At 57.4% G+C, this 20893-nt stretch carries 15 protein-coding genes, 1 pseudogene and 1 riboswitch; of the genes and pseudogenes, 1 reads left to right on the top strand and 15 read right to left on the bottom strand.

Features of this window, described 5'->3' with window-relative positions; genetic code table 11:
• Nucleotides 1–57 precede the first annotated feature (57 nt).
• The 15 genes and pseudogenes from HPY64_08695 to HPY64_08625 form a co-directional block, all read right to left on the bottom strand.
• Nucleotides 58–696, bottom strand: coding sequence for a hypothetical protein (locus HPY64_08695; GenBank protein ID NPV67207.1), 639 nt, complete (start codon nt 694–696; stop codon nt 58–60).
• A gap of 14 nt (nt 697–710) precedes the next feature.
• Entirely contained in the window at nt 711–1772 is a 1062-nt protein-coding gene (locus HPY64_08690; GenBank protein NPV67206.1) for a magnesium chelatase, read from the bottom strand.
• Nucleotides 1773–1887: 115 nt separating this feature from the next.
• Nucleotides 1888–2358, bottom strand: a complete 471-nt coding sequence (locus HPY64_08685; GenBank protein NPV67205.1) for an acyl-CoA thioesterase — start codon at nt 2356–2358, stop codon at nt 1888–1890.
• Between the two features lie 68 nt (nt 2359–2426).
• On the bottom strand, nt 2427–3575 hold the full coding sequence (locus tag HPY64_08680) for a glycosyltransferase family 4 protein (protein NPV67204.1): 1149 nt from the start codon (nt 3573–3575) through the stop codon (nt 2427–2429).
• 6 nt (nt 3576–3581) lie between these two features.
• Nucleotides 3582–3953, bottom strand: a complete 372-nt coding sequence (locus HPY64_08675) for a response regulator (GenBank protein NPV67203.1) — start codon at nt 3951–3953, stop codon at nt 3582–3584.
• A 37-nt stretch (nt 3954–3990) separates the two neighbouring features.
• Nucleotides 3991–4533, bottom strand: a complete 543-nt coding sequence (locus HPY64_08670) for a GtrA family protein (protein NPV67202.1) — start codon at nt 4531–4533, stop codon at nt 3991–3993.
• Between the two features lie 6 nt (nt 4534–4539).
• Nucleotides 4540–6015 (bottom strand): O-antigen ligase family protein, encoded by a 1476-nt coding sequence (locus HPY64_08665; GenBank protein NPV67201.1) that lies wholly within the window; start codon nt 6013–6015, stop codon nt 4540–4542.
• On the bottom strand, nt 6012–6947 hold the full coding sequence (locus tag HPY64_08660) for an SDR family oxidoreductase (protein ID NPV67200.1): 936 nt from the start codon (nt 6945–6947) through the stop codon (nt 6012–6014). Before HPY64_08660 ends, HPY64_08665 begins: the two co-directional genes overlap by 4 nt.
• Before the next feature lie 55 nt (nt 6948–7002).
• Nucleotides 7003–7551, bottom strand: a complete 549-nt coding sequence (locus HPY64_08655; GenBank protein ID NPV67199.1) for a macro domain-containing protein — start codon at nt 7549–7551, stop codon at nt 7003–7005.
• A 48-nt stretch (nt 7552–7599) separates the two neighbouring features.
• The gene (locus tag HPY64_08650; protein ID NPV67198.1) at nt 7600–10719 is read right to left on the bottom strand and encodes a hypothetical protein; all 3120 of its coding nucleotides are present in this window, start codon (nt 10717–10719) and stop codon (nt 7600–7602) included.
• On the bottom strand, nt 10716–12233 hold the full coding sequence (locus HPY64_08645) for a hypothetical protein (protein ID NPV67197.1): 1518 nt from the start codon (nt 12231–12233) through the stop codon (nt 10716–10718). Before HPY64_08645 ends, HPY64_08650 begins: the two co-directional genes overlap by 4 nt.
• Nucleotides 12234–13289: 1056 nt before the next feature.
• Nucleotides 13290–13634: pseudogene (locus tag HPY64_08640) on the bottom strand (type VI secretion system tip protein VgrG).
• A gap of 1995 nt (nt 13635–15629) precedes the next feature.
• A complete protein-coding gene (locus HPY64_08635) occupies nt 15630–16709 on the bottom strand; it encodes an ABC transporter ATP-binding protein (protein NPV67196.1) in 1080 nt (359 codons plus the stop codon).
• A complete protein-coding gene (locus HPY64_08630) occupies nt 16709–18409 on the bottom strand; it encodes an iron ABC transporter permease (GenBank protein NPV67195.1) in 1701 nt (566 codons plus the stop codon). The genes HPY64_08635 and HPY64_08630 overlap by 1 nt, the downstream gene beginning before the upstream one ends.
• Nucleotides 18373–19449: a thiamine ABC transporter substrate-binding protein gene (locus tag HPY64_08625; GenBank protein NPV67194.1), complete on the bottom strand. Its 1077-nt coding sequence runs from the start codon at nt 19447–19449 to the stop codon at nt 18373–18375. Before HPY64_08625 ends, HPY64_08630 begins: the two co-directional genes overlap by 37 nt.
• An 84-nt stretch (nt 19450–19533) precedes the next feature.
• Nucleotides 19534–19640: riboswitch (TPP riboswitch) on the bottom strand.
• A gap of 137 nt (nt 19641–19777) precedes the next feature.
• On the opposite strand from HPY64_08625, the gene HPY64_08620 reads away from it, so the two are divergent.
• Complete coding sequence (locus HPY64_08620; GenBank protein NPV67193.1) at nt 19778–20767, top strand: site-specific integrase; 990 nt, start codon at nt 19778–19780, stop codon at nt 20765–20767.
• Nucleotides 20768–20893 lie beyond the last annotated feature (126 nt).

The raw sequence follows: 20893 nt of genomic DNA, 5'->3' as shown, positions 1-20893 counted from the left end.
GCACACACTGAACTCAGGCAGGGAAGCGGGCGGGGAAATCTGCCCGCTTTTCGGTTTTCAGGTGACAGTTTCTTGGCGGAGTGACAGCCGGATCAGGCAGGCGCCTGACGCAAGCGCCCCCAGCACGTACAGGAAGATGCCAGCGCCAAGCCTCATCGAGACCCCAAGTGTTGTAGTCAGCGGTGCGCTTGCGATGAGTCCGGCAATCGCACAGGCTGCGCCGAGAAACAGGGCCACTGCAGCCAGCCGTGGAATCCAGGCGGCCAGACGAGGCCGCGACACAATTGCTGCGACCATGATTCCGACGGCGACCAGGGCGATCCAGAATTGCTGACGGTAGTTTGGGTCCTCCTGCGCCGTCAGGAAAAAGTCGGCAGGGGGCAGGAGCATCAAGGTGAGGCAGACGGCAATCGCACCCTGGATGCAGGTAACCTGATGGTGATCCTGCCGGCCAACTGCTGCCAGCCAGATGGCTACGGCCAGCAGGGCAACACTGCTACGCAAGAGCAGCGATGGTAGCAGTGCTACTGGCCTATTACGGATTTCTGGCACGAGCGAAGTCCACTCTGCCAGATCGAATACCTGTGGTGAAAGCGCTGCTGCCGGATGCCATAGCCAGGGCAGAAAACAGGCTACAACGGCCAGCAATTGCGATCCCAGGCAAAGCCAGTCCATAGCGCAATGACGCTCTCTCATCGGCCGCTCGCGCCTTATTCCTGCCTGCCAATGATGGCGTTCAGGTGTTCCTGAATAGCCTCATCCTCGGCAGCCTGACGGTCAAAGAAGTCCACCATGAACTGGCTTCGCCGCTGGCGCAACGCCAGCGGCGCCACGGCACGGACATCCTGTACCTCAGCCACAATGCGGCCATCTGCCGCGGCGTGGGCGCGTGCCGCCTCAAACATCGTGTATTCCGCGCGGTGGGAATCCAGCTGTAGTTTGCGCACCAGTTCCAGGCCAGCACTCTGGGCATCCTTGGCCAGTGTCACTTCGCGCAGCAACTCCCGTGCTGCCATGACTTCCTCCCGCATTTCGTCCGTTGCGGCGGCCCATTCGGCGATGAAGCGACGCGGGTTAGCCCGGTAACGGCGGACCCGTTCGTAGACTTCGATCCTTTCGTTATCATCAGTCAATCCACGAACGGTCACCCGCAAGCCAAACCGGTCCATGATCTGCGGACGCAGGCGTCCCTCCTCTGGATTCATTGAGCCAATCAACACAAACCGCGACCGGTATGTTCCGACCATTGCTCCCCGGCGCACTGTATAGCTTCCCTGCGCTGCCGCGTCCAGAATCGCGTCGACGATGATGTCGTCAAGCAGATTTACTTCATCGATATACAACAGGTTTTGATCGGCCCGCGACAGTATGCCACGTTCCAGCTTGATGCGATTTTGCTGGATGGCGACGCGCTCATTGATGCCGCCCACAACATCCTCCAACCGGGCATTTAGAGGTAACTCAACCAGGCGGACTGGTTCAAGGCGGGTGATGGATTCACCGGCTGCCAGTTTTTGCGCGCAGAGGGGACAAACACCTGCTTCACCAAGACGCTCGTAATCTTCAGGCATGCACCCCTCAGGACAGGTGCTTACCAAGATGTCAGGTAGAATGCCGGTCAGGCTGCGCACACAGGTAGTCTTGCCTGTCCCCCGCGGGCCGATGAGCAACACGCCGCCAACAGCAGGATTGATCACTGCCAGCAACAGCGCCATGCGCATCTCAATCTGGTTGACAATCGCCAGAAAGGGGAACGGCAGATGTTCTGCCAGTCCGATATCAGGGATTGGCTCGCTTGTGTAGCGCGCCCCAGCTTCGGTCAGGATGCGTAGCAAAGCTGATGAAGGACCAGTGTTTTCTGATCGCGACGATGTGTTGCCCATAGCGTTATTTCTCCGCTCGTTCCTGCTTGCGACGCTGCTGACGCAATCGCGCTTCTTCGAACCGCTGCATTTCTTCCGGCGTCTCTGGAATCAGAGCGGGAACAGGATATGGACGATGATTCTCATCGATTGCCACGTAGACCAGGTAAGCCATATTAGTTCTGGTGCGTCTTCCCGTGATCGGATCTTCCGCGTCAACCAGCACCCGTACCTCCATCGACGTCCGGCCTGCATAAGTCAGTTCCGCTTGAAAGGTGACCAGATGGCCGACCGTGATCGGCTCCAGGAAAGTTAGCGAGTCGATTGCTACGGTGACAACTGGACGGCGGGCATGGCGCATCGCCGCCACAGCGCCTGCCTCGTCCGCATACTTCATGATCACACCGCCGTGCACGTTGCCCAGTGCATTGGCGTTATCAGGCCCCATCATCAAACCGAGAGTCACGCGGGACTCTGCAATTGTCCGGCCTTCCATGACTTTTCTCGCTTCCGCCTATACGGTCGTTGTGCTGGATTATAGCACTCGCGCGACCGACAACATTTTCAGGGCCGACCCTCCAGCAGAGATGCATATACCTCCACAAGCTGGATCGCGGCTCGTTCCCAGGTAAAGCGGGCTGCCTGCACGTATCCGCTTTCAACCAGCCGGACAGCTAGGGCCGGTGAAGCTATAAGCTGCTTGATGGCATCTGCAATGGCTTCTACACTCAGAGGATCAACCAGCAAGGCCGCGTCCCCGGCGACTTCAGGAATCGACGACACCCTTGAGGCAATAACAGGCGTACCACAGGCCATCGCTTCCAGAACGGGCAGTCCGAAGCCCTCGTACAATGAGACATACGGCACTGCCACCGCGGCGCTATACAAGGCAGGCAGGTCGTTATCCTGGACAAAGCCGATCAGGTGGATCGCTGAGTCAAGCCCCAGACGGCTGATCGCCTCATAGATAGGGTCGTCCAGCCAGCCGCGACCGCCAGCAATAACCAGATGCAGGTCGGGAAACTGCGCACGTACGTGCGCCAATGCCTCGAACAACCTCACATAGTTCTTACGCGGTTGCACTGTCCCAACGGTAAATAGAAAAGGCCAGCCGCCCAGACCGTATTTGCCCAGAGTTGCCTGCAGAAGCTGTTGGTCAGTTATGCGGCGGAAGGCGCGGCTCACGCCACTCAGCAGGACGGTTATTTTCTCCGACGGTGTTTGATAAAGCTCCACCAGGTCATCTTTGGTTGCCTGGGAATCCGCCAGGATGTGGTCTGCCCGGTTGACCGATCGCGGTACTACCCGATCCAGATATCGCTTGAGCGCTGGACTTGTGGCTTCGGGGAGGTGCACGAATGATAGATCATGCACTGTCAGGAGCGTTCGCGTTCGGCTGTGAGTAGGTGGCAGCACGAAATCAGTTGCATGAAACAGATCTATGTCCCCTGTCCAGCCTTCCACCGGCCAGGGAATGCGTGCGCGATGCCAGAGGCGAGCAAGCCAGGGCGGGGAAATCCGTGTGGGACACCAGCGGAAATTGTGTCCGGGGATAGGGGGCAGGGGATGCGCCGCATGGACTCCTGCGACAAACAGCCGGTAATCTGTTGTACCGTCTACATCCGCCAGGCTGGCTACCAGCTCGCGAACGTAACGCCCGATGCCGCCTCCCTGATCATAGGCAGGGGTATAGTCAATGCCGATCACAGCCATGGGGGATCAATCTTCGGGCCACAAGCGCTGGAGATAGATGAGCAGATCGTCCGGCGTGATGGGTTTGACGAGATAGTCGGTAGCGCCCGCTATCAGACCTCGTTGCCGGCTAGCGAAATCCGCTCGCGCTGAAAGCACGACGATCGGCAGACGCAAGTAAGCTGGATTCCGGCGAATCTGCGCGATAACATCAACACCATCCATGTCGGCCATCATGATATCCAGAACAACAAGGTCTACCGGCTGAGCCTTCAGGAATTCCAGTGCACTAGGCCCTGAGTAGGCAATGTGGGCAGTGTAGCCGTGCTTTTCCAGCGTCGTGGCAAACAACCTGCAGAGCAGCGGATCATCATCAACTACCAGGATCTCTCTGCTCACGGGCGTTCCCTATCACTCGCTACTGCCAACAACGCTGTTACGTAACGTCATTATACGTCCAGTAGCGGTTGACGAAGAAGTTCCAGAACATCACCAGGAATACGGCCAACGCCTGTGCCAGATTGGTGCCCAGTTGATTCTGCAGGGCCAAGTCGGTGATTGTACCCGGCGCCAGGGTATTGACAGCACCCGCTGCCGCCGCCCCAAAAGGGAAATATGCGATCGCCACGATCCCCAAGCGGAACAGCCAGCCCGCAATATTGACCAGAAAGAACTGCACAAGCTGGCGCAACACCGGTCGAGAACGGGAATCGGGGTAAGTCCAGAAGCGATTCCAGATGAAATTGCTGGTGATAGCCGCCGTGAAGGCAATGCTCGTCGCCAGCATGACCGGCAACGACGCGTCATCAGAGGGTCGGAGCAGGGTCAACTGGAGCAGATTCAGCGTCCCAAAGTCCACGACGAAGCCAATGGCTCCGACGATGAAGAACTTGATGAATCGCTCCAGCTCTCTGGCTTTACGGCCGCCAAAGCGCGTGCTTACAGCGCGGATCGCTGCATTGGGGGAGGGAAGACTCATGCTATTTCACGCTTCCACCTGATTGTTCAATGACCACAGTACTGCCAGCAATCCCAGCAGGCAACCAACATGGAGGAATATGTTGTTGACATAGAGCTTATCAACAAGGCTATGCACGGCGATATATGTCCACACCCCCAGCAAGCCTACACACCACCCCCGCTCAATTCCGTAGCTGCGACGCCACTGCCTGATAGTGAGCGCAAAGATAGCTACCCAGGCCAGCAGGTAAGCACTCAGGCCGATAATGCCGGTTTCTGCGAGCAGGTTCAGGTAATAGTTATGGGCATGGCCGAGCGGATTCTGCCACTCCATCAGGGCGTACGCGAAATACGCCTGCTCGTAGTTATCGAATCCAACGCCTAGCCAAGGATGTTCACGGGCCATCTCCAGCGCTGACTGCCAGTGAGCTATACGCTCCGTGACAGCATAGTTGCTATCAGTCAACTCAACACCGCGCACATCCGTCACAGTCACCAGTTCCTCGGAGAATCCAATCAGCCGGCCGCTGATGGATTCCGGTATCCAACCGTTTGACCAGGCTATGACAGTAAGCGGGACAAGGATGGCGACGAGCAGAACGCTCCTGATCAATGAGCGTGGTATAAAGAACACCATCACACCGGCGGAAACCACAAAACCCATCCATGCGCCACGGCTCCAGGAAGCCAGCAGACCGGCCAGAATCAGGGCAGCCGTCGCTGCATAGAAGGTAAACCCAAACACGTGAAGGGGGGCGACTTTCTTAAATCCCTGCCGATACTGGAAGACACGCCGTAGTTCAAACAGGTATCCCAGGGCCGCCCCGGCGGCCATGGCCAGCGTGATGCCCATAAAAGCACCGAAGGGGTTGGGCTGGCCAAACGTGCCAAACGCCCGAAAGTGTGTATCGTCCAGAATTCGCAGATGCTCGACACCTGATCCGCCGAAGAACTCGTACAGGCCGACAAGTGCCTGCACACCTCCAGTGAGCACCATAGCGCAGACGAGCCAGCCTGCGTTATCCCGCCTGAACAGGTCCAGACACAACGAGATCAGGAGCAAGATCGCTACCCACTTAGATGCTTCGGCGAGGGCGTTACCAGGCGCTACAGCGCCAGGGATGCTCAGTGCCGCAGCACCAACAAATAACGCAACAGGTACCTGAACCTTACTCAGAGGCAGGCGGAGTTCTTGTCCTGACGCTACGCGCGTGACAACCCAGACAAGCAACAGCCCAATTAACGCCAGTTGTCCGATATCGCCTGGCAATGAGGCGGGCGCTTCAGTCTCGATCAATGCTTTCAGAGGGGCGGTAATCAGCAGCAATACCACTGCACCAATTGGCTCTATGAATACCAGTACCGCCAGGCTGATCAGCCCCAGCAACAGAATTGCTGATTGCAGCGGCAGCAGTGCGACAGCTACGCCGGCGAGACCTGCTATCAACAAAAGCAGGATTGACCCCGTCAGCGCCCAGATTCGCCCGACAACAGCGCTCACATCAATTCCCTAAAATATCTGATGGTCATTTCCAGCCCTTCAGGCAGGCTGACGCGCGGTTCCCAGCCCAGCAACTGCCTGGCGCGGGTGATATCGGGTTGACGTTGCTGAGGATCGCCAGCAATGCGGGCTTGCTCCTGAAAGGTGATCCCGGCCGGGTTCTGGGTCAACTGGTTGACCAGACGGGCAAACTCAATGATGTTCATTTCGGTCGGATTGCCAAGGTTGACCGGATCATGGAAATCCGTCATCAGCAGCCGATAAATCCCTTCAATCAGATCGCTGACATAGCAGAAGCTGCGTGTCTGGGTCCCGTCCCCGTACACTGTGAGCTGCTCTCCGCGTAAGGCCTGACCGATGAAATTGGGCACAACGCGCCCATCATCCAGCCGCATTCGGGGACCATAGGTGTTGAATATACGCACGATGCGGGTGTCGACCTGATGAGCACGGTGATAGGCCATGGTCAGTGCTTCTGCAAAGCGCTTAGCCTCGTCATAAACGCCGCGTGGGCCAATCGCATCCACATGCCCGACATAGGACTCCTTCTGGGGATGCTCCAGAGGATCGCCATACACTTCCGAAGTTGAGGCGAGTAGAAAACGCGCGCCTTTCTTCATCGCCACGCCGAGGGCGTTATGCGTACCAAGCGCGCCGACTTTGAGGGTCTGAATCGGGTAACGCAGGTAGTCAATCGGGCTGGCAGGAGAGGCAAAATGCAGCACGGCGTCCAGGGGGCCATCAATGTAGATGTAGTTGGTAACATCGTGCTTGATGAACAGGAAGTCATCTCGTCCGGCCAGGTGGGCGATGTTACGGATATTGCCCGTGATCAGGTTGTCCATGCCAATCACGGAGTGTCCTTCGGCTAGGAACCGATCGGCCAGATGTGAGCCGAGAAAACCCGCTACACCGGTGATGAGAATCCGCATAGGGAAAGGCACAATCCTTCACTGGGTCCTAAATAGGCGCAGCTAGTGTACCATACTAACTTTCATCTTCAAGCGCCGAAAGTTGTCGCTCAAACTCCGTGCAGAAGATGGAAAAAGCGTGTGCATCGAACAGGCAGAATCGAATCTCTTTCAGGTGCTGAAAGTCCTCAAAGGCGATGTCAATCGCCACACGCAGCATGATCTGTGCACAGGCTTCCAGTGGAAAGCCAAAGACACCCGTTGAAATGGCGGGCAGGGCAATGGCATGCAGCCCTTTTTCCTCAGCCAGTATCAGGCTGGCCCGGGTGGCGGAGGCCAGTTTACCCGGCTCATTGCCTTCGCCAAGACGCGGCCCTACCGCATGAATCACATATCGTGCTGGCAAACGCCCCGCACCCGTGATTACGGCATCACCTACGTCGCACCAGCCGATGCGGTTGCATTCATCCTGAATAGCTGGCCCACCTTTTTCCCGGATTGCACCGGCAACGCCACTGCCCAGGATCAGGTGGCTGTTGGCGGCGTTCACAATGGCGTCAACCGCTTGATCGGTGATGTCACCCTGTACGATCTTGATCAGCGTGCCGTTGATCAGGGCTTCCATGGGTTACCTCCTTGCCGGGCAGGCCAGGTGCAAGACTGCAAACATACTTTATGGCTCAGCATGCCTTTCAAGAAGTGGAGGGAGTACCATGAGCAAGACGTAGATATAGCTGAGATCCAGAACAAAAACGCTGTTGTCAACAAGACCGTGCAGTAGCACATCAAGCATGCTGGCCATTGCCCCTAGCACAACAGCCCACAGCATCTTGTCGCGGTGAAGTGCCCGGTACAGAGTCAGGCAACTCCGCCAGAAAACTGTTTGCACAGCGATCAACAGGATCACCCCGCCTAATCCCAGACGTATCCAGAAGTCAAGCAGCACGTTATGCGGGTGTGAGAGGTTGGGTTCCTGCCAGGCTTCCAGAGCAATGTATCGCCCCCGGTAGTGATACAGAAATTGATCAAGGCCGTAGCCCTGCAAAGGGCGATCGGCGATCATGCGCCAGGCGCTTTCCCAGAGCTTCAGCCGGAAGAAGGTTGAACCGCTGGAGAAATCCAGGATTCGCGCAAATCGTGGCGACTGCTGTAGCGGACCCAAGGCGATCAAGCCGCTGATTGCACTGGCTGCGGTGGCGATGATGCCGGCGCGTCTATCCCACAGAAAGAGGAGTAGCAACAGGCTAGCCGGTATCCCCAGCAAAAGCGCACCAGCGCTCTTGGACAGAATCGCCGCCAGTCCCAGCACAATACTGGCGGCCAGTGACCAGACCCGGCGGAGCCTGCCCTGCGTTGTGAGAAAGAAAGCTACCGCGAAGGGCAGGGCACGCCCCACCAGCAACCCTATGTTGTTGGGCGAACCGTACACGCCTGCCAGTCGCTGTGAGCCGCCCTCGGCAAAGATCACGCCCTGTCCGCTAATGTAAAGCATTAGGCTGATGCCGGCTGCCAGCGTCGCCGCGAGGACAAAGGCATCTACCAGATGCACAATCTCAGCCCGCTGGCGCAGCGTAGATCGGGCCACCAGATAGAAGAGGGCAGGCTCCAGAATCAACGTGCGCCATTCTCGAACGGCTACCCGCTGATAGTCCGACCAGAACAGGGACAGCGTAGCCAGAACCACCAGAAACAGCATTCCCCAGTCAAGCAGATGCAGGTCACGCAGCCGCAGGCGAGTTGTCTGCTGAGTGTGACGCTGTCTGGCCCAGTTGATTCCCAGACGTGTAATCCACGCCGTCGCTGTCAGCAGAATGCATACCTCGGCCATAGGAAAAGCATACGCATAAAGCGTGAGGGGGTAGAGAAAGAACGGCGACCACAGGAGAGTCAGCAACAACCCAAGCTCAAGCCTCAAGAAGATCTGGTACCACAGCAGCGCACCCGTCACGAGTACCAGGATGAAAGACTCGCTGAAGTAGAGCGCCCCCGAAGTAATGACCCCCAGTAGCAGAGCAGGAAGGTCACGGCGAAAGATAGCCGGCAGGTGATCGTTCCAGGTCAGTGTCATGCCAAGCGCCAGCAACAATGACACTGCCACGCTAACCAGAATCTGGCCGGTTGAACGCAGGCGTAACCATGCCATACGAAGCCGGACGGGCAGCCCCAGACGGCGGCCTCGATCGAATACAACCAGCATCACAAGGGCGCTGACACCGAGTACACCGAGAGCAGTTGTCTGCTGGCGGAACGCCTGAAAGTCCGGCGGATCTGCTACCCGAAATCCGGCGACTGGCCACTGGTCCCACCCAAATTCGGCTCTGGCTGTCAGCTGATGGCGACCGGGCGGCAAATCGCGGGCGACAGTGATAATGTCCACATGAGGTAACGCATCAGCGGAGGTTAGCACAGTATAACTACGTCCATCATCGGCGATGGGCAGCGCATTGGCGGGCGCATCGTCAACAGTCACATAGAGATACGCCCGATAGTTGCCACGGCGCAATTCAAGCGCAACCTCTGTTCCGACGAACTCAAAGGTGAACTGCCCGTCATTGGCATATCCCACATCGGCGCCCAGGTCGCCAAATTCCCAGTCTCCGCTGTAGGCTGCGTATGGGTTCAGGGCTGGATAGCGGCCTGCTATGGCGGCGTTTCCTTCATCAGACACAGTGAACAGATCGGAAGGCAAATCTGCCAGGCTGTCTCCTGGCCGCAGCAGGGCAAATCCCCATACCGGATCATCAGTGGGTGCGCGCGGCTGCCAGCTTTCCAGGATTAGCCCACCTGTCCAGGGCCATTCGCGCGTTGCACGCGCGTACGCCTCCCGGATAAACGCCAGTTGATCGGCCCGACTCTGTCGCCCCCAGATAGAGGGTCTTCCTTCCCAGTCCTCCGGAAGCGCATTCCAGCCAAAATGGCTTGCCCATAGCGCCTTATCGGCATCGCCATGGCTGACCATTTCCTCCCGGAGCAAGATGAGCCGCGAGAAGTTGAGGATGTCCTCGTCGACCCGGCGATCGTGCGGGCCGGTGTCAAATCCGTACGGCTTGCCGGCCAGCGCATCAAAGTAGTCCGCTACGCCATTGGAATACATTGCACGCAGGAATAGCACATCGCTGTAGTTTTGCGGGCCGCGCTCTGTGGTAGGAGCCAGGCCAGCAGCAATAACAGTGGCCGTGGAATCCTGGGCATGAATAGCGGAATAGGCAGCCTGGAGCAGCGCCACGTAATCCGCAGGATTGGGATTGAGTCCACCCCAGCCAATCGCCAGGTTAGGCTCGTCCCAGATCTGGTAGTAATCGATACGGTCTCCGTAGCGCGCCGCGAATGCAGCGGCAAAAGCAGCAAAATCACTGTTGCGGGCAGGCGGCGCAGTGGAACTGGCCGGCGCCTGGTCATGACGTGCCCAGGAGGGTGTATGTAGGAGTACGGCCACGAGGCGAAGAGGGGGATGTTCGGATACTACGTCGACGACCCGATCCCAGTCGGCCCACTCGTACTCTCCCCGGGCTGACTCAATGTCTGCCCAGCGAAAAGGCTGGCGAACCCAGACCACGCCGAGACGCTGCATGGCCTCCAGATGGGCAGCAAGCTCATCGGTGTTGTACTGAGTCAGGTCGACATTGACTCCGACCAGCGGCAGGCGGTAGGGCAGGGCGGTAGCTTCTGAAGTGGTGGCGACTTCCCACCCCCGGATGAATGTCGTTTGCTGGTATTGCAGCGCAACAAGACCTGCTGCGCTACCAAGAAGCACAACTATCAGTACTATCGATGCAACGGACGAACGGTTCATGAGGCCCACTGCGGCGAGGAGGCGCCGCCGTCAATCGTGATCTGCTGGGCACGTCCACTCTTGACATCCACGATCCAGAGGTTGCCCTGATAAATCAGGGCGATCTGACGGCCTGACGGACTCCAGACAACATCCTGCGCTGTCAGACCTGGCTGGCCAGAGGCAGGGAAGATAACGCGAGCGTTGCTGCCGTCACGATCGGCCACAACTAGGTCGTACTGATCATTCACGCTGTTGAGTGGATTACGCGCCCGCAGGTAAGCCAGGTAAGCCTGGGGAAACTCCCCCTGACTCTCCAGAAATGGAGAGAATTTCGGTGAAGCCCAGATGCCTGCTCGCTCGACGATATCCGCGCGAAAGCTGCCAGTTGAACTAACGGTAGTTACTGCAACGTTGAAGATCGGACTGTTCTCCGGTTGTTCCGCGCCAAAAGGCGGGCCATGAACGGTAGTTGCCAGCATCAGGCTATCAGGTGACCAGGAAACCGCTGGCTGCCAGACCCAGTCCTGGAAGGTTGTATATACGGGAAAGTCCAGCAGTGTTGTGAAAGTGCCTGTCTCCAGATCAACCAGCCCCACTCCGTCCGCACGGGTCCAGGCCAGGGCCGACCCATCTGGCGCCCAGCGATAGGTGGTGCCCCACCACCCGTATACGCCGCCAGCAGAGCTTTCCACCAGGTTGTCAACCTTGATGGGTACTGCCCCCTCGTCATCTAGGCGCATTGACCAGAGATCATTGAAGGCCTGCCAGCCCGGTGCAGCGCTGCGCGCTTCAGCCGTCGAATAGCTGAAGGTGTAAGGCTGTCCCGGAATCCATTCCGCGTAAAGGATGTTGCGTAGCAGGCTGATCTCCTGAGGCTGCGGCTCAGAGGCCCTGGTATCAAGAATCACCCAGAGGGTGTTGAAGTAGAGGTCGGCGTCTGTAGCGCCATCATACCGCTGAGTAAATAGCAACTGGCTGCCGTCCGATGACAGAGAAAAGACTCGTCCATCGACCTGTCCGCTGCTGGTCACCGGGCGCTTAGTGGCGCTACTGCCCCGGATCATCCAGACATTGCCGTTGGAGACATACATCAGCGTGCCTTCAACCGGCACTGTCTCAAGCTGGCTGGTATCCAGGCCGACGAAGACGATTTCATCCTGTGGGACTTCCACGACGACGCGCTGGATTTCCACGCGCTGCGTTTCCTGGCCATCCTCATAGGTGATCCGGTGACAGACTTCTTCGATTCCGTTAACGCCCGGCTGGGCCAGTCGCTCTTCTCCTGGTGCCAGTCCCTCGTTGGGGATGGTTCGCTTCTGGTATGGTATCGGCGTTTGCTGGCATACCGTCTGCTCTGACACGCGAACTACCGTCACTGTCATACCATCACGCAGCTGCGTGTTGCTGGGAGGGACGATCCGGTCCAGTTCTCCCAGTGTGATTCCTGCCTGTTCCAGGAAGGCCCCCACTGAAATCTGTTGATCGTAGATATAAGCGCGCTGGCGTCCGTCGGCTACAAGCAGGATGCGCATCTCATTCCGCTCAGTAGCAGGCACACAGGCGGCCAGAAAAGCGAGGATCAGGAGACTCAGTCTCAGGAGGAGAGGTACTGGAGGCTTTCGGGATGGTTTTCTGTGCATGGTTGACAATGCTAACATGAGCGATCTTGGGCGGCAAGTTTCGCGCGCAGTCGCGCCTCACGCGGCCTCTACCCTGATGTAGATCATCAGGCCCCCTTATGAGGGCAATATCACACAAGGGGGCCTGAATCTCAAGAGCTAAGCCTGATTTGCTGCCTACCGTACAAGATCTCCCAGTGCTTTCAGCAGTTGCAGGACGGATAGATTAGCCTGGTTAGCACCATACTGCAGCTGGTCGGCGGTAAACACGGCGCTCTGCCCAGGGGCGCTGACGCGCAGTGAGCCGTCCAGATTGACGCCATACTCAGGCAGGTCGCGCAGCAGTAGCCACAGGTTCCATACCGGTAAGTTTCGCGCCTGCGCAGCTTCGACAATTGCAGCATTCTGCTGTCCCACATACTGATCATCGCCGGGCAGTGTAACCGGGACCGGCACCACACCAAGATCCATCACCGACTGGAGGATGCCATCCAGCGCCTGGCGGAAGCTAACCGGATCGCTCTCATTGCGCCCGATGCTGATCAGCATATAAGCAGGCTGGGCGACACGAACTTCACAGGCAATCGGGCTTTCGTCTGGCAGGCAGATCGCCGGATCGCCGCGGCCCGGCGTCAACAGATCGCTTGCCTGCCAGGTGCTGTTGCCCGCCAGTGAGGTGTGGGTGAAGCTGTTTTGATCCCCGACAGGCGTCAGGAATTGTTGCAGCACTGGCTCAAGTTCAGCCTGATAGATATCCCACACTACCGGTTGCACCACCAGATCATCCAGGAAGGCCGGATCGACGGCAAGCTGATCACCAGCAACTGAGAAGATGTTCGGGTTGCGTCCCATCATCTGGCCGTTGTTGAAGATGGCCTTCACCATCTCAGCGATTTCTTGCCTGGCGGCGAAATCCGGCAGGACGGGAATCTGGCTGACATCGATCAGGCCCGGCGCAGGGATTTCTGTCGGGACTTCGGTTGGGGTCTCTGTCGGTGTCTCAGTAGGCGTCTCCGTTGGAGTCTCGGTAGGTGTGGCTGTAGGCGCCTCTGTCGGTGTCTCAGTAGGCGTCTCGGTAGGTGTGGCTGTAGGCGCCTCTGTCGGTGTCTCAGTAGGCGTCTCGGTCGGTGTAGCTGTAGGCACCTCTGTTGGTGTCTCAGTAGGCGTCTCGGTCGGTGTAACTGTAGGCACCTCTGTTGGTATCTCAGTGGGCGTCTCGGTCGGTGTCTCCGTTGGTATGGCAGAAGGTACTTCGGTCGGCGTTTCCGTCAACGTCGGTAATGGCAACTCCGTTGGAGTCTCGGTGGGGATCGGCGTTGCAGTTGGCCAGATCACTTCCGTCGGGATCGGCGTATCGGTTGCCGTCGGGATGACAGCGATTGCCGTTGGGGCTACTGTCGGTGTTGGTGGCACCGGCATACCAACATCGGGGAAGACCGCTTGGCGGATGGCGTTCAATACCTGCAAAGCGGTCAGGTTCCGCTGGTTAAACCCATACGCCAGACCTGTCGCCGATAGGTCAGTGGGCAGGATGCCCGCCGGCGGCATGCTGAGCGTGATACCATCGCCACTGATACCACTGCCAGGCAGGTCGCGCACCGCTGACCAGAAGTTCCAGAGTGGCACTCCGGCGCCGTTGGCCACATTCACGATCTCGGTGTTGAACCGCAGTACCTGCTCAGCTGTCACCATACCGTCAAGACGCGCCGGTATGGTACTCAGCACGGGGATGACACCGTTCTGCAGCGCCAGATTCACGATATACTGCAGATTGGCGCGGAAACTCTCCGGTGTCGCTGCATACATCAGCACGTCATGTGTGCCCAGCATGATCAGGGCAATGCTGGGTCGGGTTAGCCTGATTTCGCAGGCCAGAGGTGTTTCGCCGGCCAGGCAGAAACCGGGATCGGCCAGTCCGGTTGAAACGACGTCAAGCGTAGTCCAGCCAGGGTAGGCCGCGCGACTCGTAACGTTGAAGCTATTCTTGAGGACGTCACCTTCTTCCCGGAATGGCACCCCAAAGAAGTCAATCTCTGGCTGTAGCCCGGCGTAGATGTCCAACACGTAAGTACCGTTGCCAAAACCGGACAGGAAGGCAGGAGAGGCAGTGTTCTCATCGCCAACCTTGATGAACCGGTACGGGCTATTACCCAGCGTGTTGACTCCGTACTCGAAGACAGCACGCAGGTTGGCTACAACGGCAGGGGACAGGCTAGGAACAATCGGTATAGCGTTGAGATCAACCAGCGGCGGGCCCGAGGTAGGAGGCGCCACTGGCGTGGCAGTTGGGATCTCCGGCGGGGTGGCCGATGGCAACAGGGTAGCGATCGTTGTCTCCGTGGGAGTCTGGGTTGGTATCTCCGTTGGAGTCGCGGTCAGTGTAGGTGTGCTTGTAGCCGGCTGTGGCACAGTACTGGTGAGCGTGGGCGTCGGTGTGGGTGTGCTGGTCGGAGGAAGCGTGACCGGCATAGGGGTAAAGGTCGATGTTGGCGACGGGATGGTTGTAGCCGTTGGCGGTGGTGTGGCGACCTGGTTGGAAACACGCAGGTTGCGGACAACGGCGACTGTGCTGCCGCCATCGCGAGTGAAGACGCGCAGCCGTAACTGGTAGATGCCATCCGGGGTCTGACGTGTATCCCAGAGGCCCAGCATGGCGTTCTGAACTGGAACTGTCGAAATCGAACCCGGAATCAGCGCCCACAGGTTGCCAGGATCAGGGCTAAACTCCAGCTGCGATTGGACAAAGAACGGGTGTGTTGCGCTACCGAGAATTTGCACAATACCCGCCAGTACGTTGTTGTTGACCGGCGAGTAAATAGCAATGTTGGCTGCCGGGAGTGGCGTGCTGGTTGGAATACGCGTTGGGAAGGGCGTTGCAGTATAGAACGGAATCGCCGTTGGCAGGATCACTGTGGTTGGCTGGATGGCGATCGGTGTATTCAGGAATACTAGGGTTGGCGGTAATGTGATGCCCGGTAGGGGTGTGGGAATCTGACCGGTTGGCGGCAACGTGCGGGTAGGTGGAACGGTGTTGATTACCGCCAGAGTCGGTGTAGTCACCGCAGCCGGCTGGTTGATAAGGTTACAGGCAAGGCTGCTCATGACCAGCAGCAGCAAGCCAACGACAACCGGCCAGGGTAGGGCAGGGGGCTTAACAGCACTTCGCTTATCCATGTACCGCTGCTCCAGTCTGAATACCACCGGTATCCACGTAGATCTTTCTTCCCCCATTATACGTCATGCCAGGGTCCAGGCTATCCGACCATCAACCTACTGACACCTGATGCTTTCCTGACGTTGTTATTCCGCCTAACAGGGTGATGATCCCCACAGGGGGACGACCAGATTAGGGTCATAGGTGATCGCGATCTGCTCACCATATTGTGGGCAGCGTGCGCCATTCATAGTTTCTGTTGTCGGCAGGCGGAAAGAGAACACAATCCCTGTCGCCTGGTGGAGGGTCACTGTCAGACGGTACGAGTCGCCGGCGAAGACGCAACGGTTTATCGTTCCTGTCAGGACAGGGTGCGACGCTCCAGGCTTTCCGGTGACAAGCTGGATTCCCCCTGGATGGATCAAGAGCGCCTCCGGTATCCGAGGGTCTTGCTGTTTCCAGTTAAGGGGAAAGCGCCCGATGCTGGTCTCTGCTGAGTCGCCATCAATTGCCGTGACGGGGACAAGGTTCTGCAAGCCCAAAAACCGGGCGACAAACACTGTTCGGGGATACAGGTAGAGCTGTTGTGGAGTGTCGATCTGCTCGATGCAGCCGTCGCGCATCACTGCAATTCGGTCAGCAATGGCAAAAGCTTCTTGCTGATCATGTGTAACGTAAATGCTGGTCAGGCCAGCGCGCTTGATAATCGTCCGCAGTTGCACCACCAGCTGCTCCCGTAAGGCTGCATCAAGCGAACCGAGTGGTTCGTCAAGCATCAAGAGTCGTGGTTTTGGAGCCAGGCTTCTGGCCAGGGCTACACGCTGGCGTTCTCCGCCTGAAATCTCATGAACACTGCGGTTTTCGTATCCCTGCAGATCAACAAGCTCAAGCACTTCCTTCAAGCGCTGGGCGCTTTCGTCGTGCCGCAACCGGTGCATACGCAATCCGAACCGGATATTCTCCGCGACGTTCAAATGTGGGAACAGGGCATAGTCCTGAAACATCAGCCCGAAGTCGCGCTCATGAACAGGAGTCCGGGTCACCGGCATACCATCAAACAGAATCTCTCCACGCTGCGGTGTTTCCAGGCCGGCGATGGTCCGGAGTAGCGTGGTTTTGCCACAGCCGCTGGGGCCTAGCAGACACATGATTTCACCCGGCTGAACATCCAGATTGATGTTGTGAAGGGTCTGTTCGCCGTTGTATCCAAAACTTACCTGGTGAACGCTCAGCATCAGAATTCCCCCACACCTGTCAGGCGCAGTTGCTCGATGATACTCAAACTGAGGCCACACACGATCATCAGAAGGACACTCAGCGCTAGCGCCTGCCCGTAATTAACTACTCCCGGTTGGCCCAGCAAGCGGTAGATGGCGATCGGAATAGTCGGAATTTCGGGTCTGGCAACAAAGACTGAAGCTCCAAACTCGCCCATGCTGACTGTGAAGGCGAACGTTGCACCAACGGCGAGACCACGCCCGATCAGAGGCAGATCGACGAGGCGCCAGACTTGCCAGGGTGATGCGCCGAGTGTCTTTGCTGCCTCATGGATATGTGCCGGAATGCTGCGCATCGCGGGGAGTACACTGCGCACCACAAAGGGCAGGGCTACCAGCGTATGAGCGATGAGCAGCAAGACAGGGGAAGTGCGCAGGTTGAGAGGTGGTTCATCTAGGGCGACGATGTACCCGAAACCTAGCGTCGCTGCACTGGCAGCCAGGGGAAGCATGAACAGTGGGTCCAGCCAGCGTGCAATCCGCCACTGTTGTGTGAGCAGTTGCGCCGTCAGCAGTCCCAGCAGGACAGCCACTAACATAGTTCCTGTGGCGAAGAACAGGGAGTTGCCTACCGCCTCGATCGGGGGCACAAACAGAATTGAGCCACGCGGGTTGTGCGCCAGTGCCGTGTAGTAGCGCAACGTAAACCTGTTTTCGCCAAGTGTCAACGATCGGATCACCAGGGCGGCCAGAGGGACAAATAACAGTAGGCCCATGAATCCTAGATTGGCGGCAACCATCAACTTTTGGGAGAACCTATTGGGCTTACGGCTTACCGATCTGGATGACCGCAATTCGCTGGCTATCTGGTTTTGCAGCCGTGCATAGACCGCCATCAGCGCGAAGAGTATCCCCATCTGGATCAGCGAGAGCGCAGCCGCCATCGGGAGGTTGAGGTAGCTGGTGGTCTGGCGGAATATCTCAACCTCAAGGGTGGCAAAGCGTGGCCCGCCCAGGATCAGGATGACCCCGAAACTGGTAAAGGTAAACACAAAGATCAGTAGCCCGGAGGCAAGGATGATAGGGCGGAGCAGAGGGATGCGTACAAACCACCAGAGACGCCATCCGTGACAGCCCAGTAAACGGGCCGCTTCTTCAATCTGAGGGCTTTGGTTAACCCAGAAGCTGCTGATCATCCGTAGTGCCAGCGGATAGTTGTAGAAAACGTGGGCGATGAGGATGATAGCGAACGTTCGCTCAAGTGCAATGGGCGGCTCTGTCAAGCCCAGCATTGACGCCGCGAGTGTATTGATAACACCCGTCCTACCTAGCAAGGCGGTAAATGCCGCTGAAACAACTAGTGTTGGTAATATAAATGGCAAGACGGACAGAGAAAGCAGCGTGCGTTTCAAGGGAAATTCGTAACGGGCAAAGACGTAAGCGCCGGGCAGGGCCAACACCAGCGTCAACATGGTGGAGAGCGTAGCCTGTCCTGCTGTAAAGCCGATGATTCGCCGGTAGTAATCTGATGAGAGAAGCTCCAGAAAGCTGCTAAGGTCGATAGTGCCTTCAGGTGCCAGACCAATGGCCAGAATGGCAGTGAGCGGGTAGAAGAAAAAGACCGCCAGGAAGAGTAGCGGCACGAGCAACAGCCCGTGCCGCACGCCTAAGAGTATCTCGCTTAGCGGAGGACGACGCTGGTCCATGCCTCGATCCATTCCTCCCGGTACGCTGCGATGGTCTCGCTGTCCAGATAGGCCGGCTCTTCCGGAATGGCGGCATACCTGGCGAAAACTTCAGGTAGTTCGGCCTCTCTGTTGACCGGGAAGACAAACATCTGCAGCGGCATATCTTCCTGGAATGGCCGGCTTAGCAGGAAGTCGATGAAGCGCTGTGCTGCTTCAATGCGCTGTGTTCCAGCCAGAATTCCAGCGAACTCGATCTGGCGGAAGCACATTCCGCTCGCTGTGATGCTGCCGGTTGGAGCGTCCTCAAGCTCTTCTTCAGCGAAGTAGACCTCGGCGGGCGGGCTGCTGGCATAACTCACCACCAGTGGCCTCGTACCATCCCCGGTCGCGCTGAATTCTCCGTAGTAAGCATCGCTCCAGCTATCGACCACCAGTACATCGTTAGCGACAAGGTCCGCCCAGAAGTCGAGGTAAGTGTAAGGCTGTATCTCCTCCTCTTCATTCCCCGTGCCAAAATAACCGATTGTTGCCAGCAGGAAAGCCAGACCAGGTGAGGAGGTGGCGGGGTTTTCAACTACCAGCAGGCCACGGTATTCTGGCTTGGTCAAATCTTCGAAACTGGCAGGCAGCAACAGATCATGTTCCGCAAAGTATGCTTTGTCGTAGTTAAGGCAGACATCGCCATAGTCGATTGGCGTGACGCGATGCTGGCTGTCGAGGATGAACTCTTCCGCAACATCCTTCAGCAACGGCGATTCGTAGGGCACAAACAGATCAGCATCCAAAGCTCGCGTCAAGAAAGTGTTATCAAGCCCATACAGGACATCCGCCAGCGGATTGTTGCGGCTCAGGATCGCCTGGTTGATCATGGTGCCGGTGTCGCCAGCGCGCAGGATGCGTACCCGGATTCCCGCTTCCTGTTCAAAGCTGCTCAGCACTTCCTCACTGACGCTAAAGCTGTCATGAGTGATCAGGGTCAACTCAACCGGTTGCTGGAGCGCGTTAAGCGGTCCTGTAGCAGCGAACGCCACAAGCAATATGCAAACCCACCAGACATACTTTCTTCTCATCACAGCACACCTCCCGGAACTGGCAAAAACCTTCGATAGAGGGAGGGAGAGATGAAAATTGCCACCGCGTAGGGTGGCAATTGCGTTCTTGAAAACTGGCTCTCCCTACGCCGGTATTACCCGGATCAGGTCACAGGGTCGACGCTACTACGTCCTCTCAGTTCGCGTTGCGAACTCCCCTGGCCATACAGTATCAGTTGTTAAACGGATATCAATATATATTATACACCTGTCAAGAGCTTGCCAAGAGGGCAAATCAGTGCTACTTTATAAGGGCGTATAAAGTCCCTAATGCGCCCTTATTATCTGTCAGAATGTGAGCGCCCTCATGAAAGCAAGATCGCGCACTTTGGCAACGGTCAACGATAACTTTCAGGTTCTTGTGCCTGCTGACTCCAGCAAAGATGGCCGCCATCGGCTCAACAAGTTTGCCAGCTGGCTCAACGCCACGGGCGGCGGCTGGGCCGCGCCGGATTTGCGTCGTTATCGGGATTACCTGCTTCATGAGGAAGGATTGTCCCCGGAGAGCGTGGCGGTGCATCTATCTACCGTCCGCACGCGATATAGAGAGCTGCTATTGAACCGGCGCCTGTTTTTCTCACTGGTTCCTCCACAGGCAAGCTTTGCTGAACATAAGGCGCTTGTCGATGAACTCATTGCGCGAATTCAGGCCGCTATTGACCCGCGCGCAGCCAGCGTCCGAACGCGTTCGCGCCAGGATCGGGCTGACTCCGAGCGGCTCCGCCTTAGCCAGGCGGAAGTGCGCGCACTGCTGGCTGCACCGGACAGCAGTACCCTTGCTGGTACACGCGATCGGGCGATCATCGCCCTGCTACTCTGCACCGGCATCCGCGAGGCGGAACTATGTGCTCTGCAGACGCAAGATCTGCGCCAGCATCTTGAAGGTGCGCTTGCTCTGCACGTCCGCGCCGGGAAAGGACAAAAGGAACGGCTGATCCCATACGGCGAACTTGACTGGTGCCTGTCTTATGTTGACGCCTGGTTGCGCAAAGCCAATATTGATAGTGGCTATGTATTTCGCGGTCTGCGCAAAGGTGATCATGTGCGGGAAACACCGCTCAATGAACGTACCATCCAGAAGATTCTGGCCCGCTATCCGATTGAGATTCAGGGGAGAATGCGCGTGGTACAACCGCATGACTGCCGCCGGACCTACGCCCGGCGACTATATGATGCTGGCGTCAAGGTAGATGCTATCCGGCAGAATATGGGTCATGAGACGATTGAGATGACTTTTGGCTATATCGGACGTCCCGATGTGACGGATCGGTTGCCTCCGAGGGTTTTCCAGCCGTAATCCGGGTAAATTAATACCCCCCCTGCCCCAACAAATAAAGCTCAAAATAATATGTAAAACTTATAAAATATATATTATCTATTGTGATAATAGTAGATTCATGTTCTTCCTACTTTCTACTTTCTC

The sequence above is a fragment of the Anaerolineae bacterium genome (genome assembly GCA_013178165.1).
Classification (GTDB): Bacteria; Chloroflexota; Anaerolineae; order Aggregatilineales; family Ch27; genus Ch27.
This window is presented reverse-complemented; position numbering and strand designations above follow the sequence as displayed.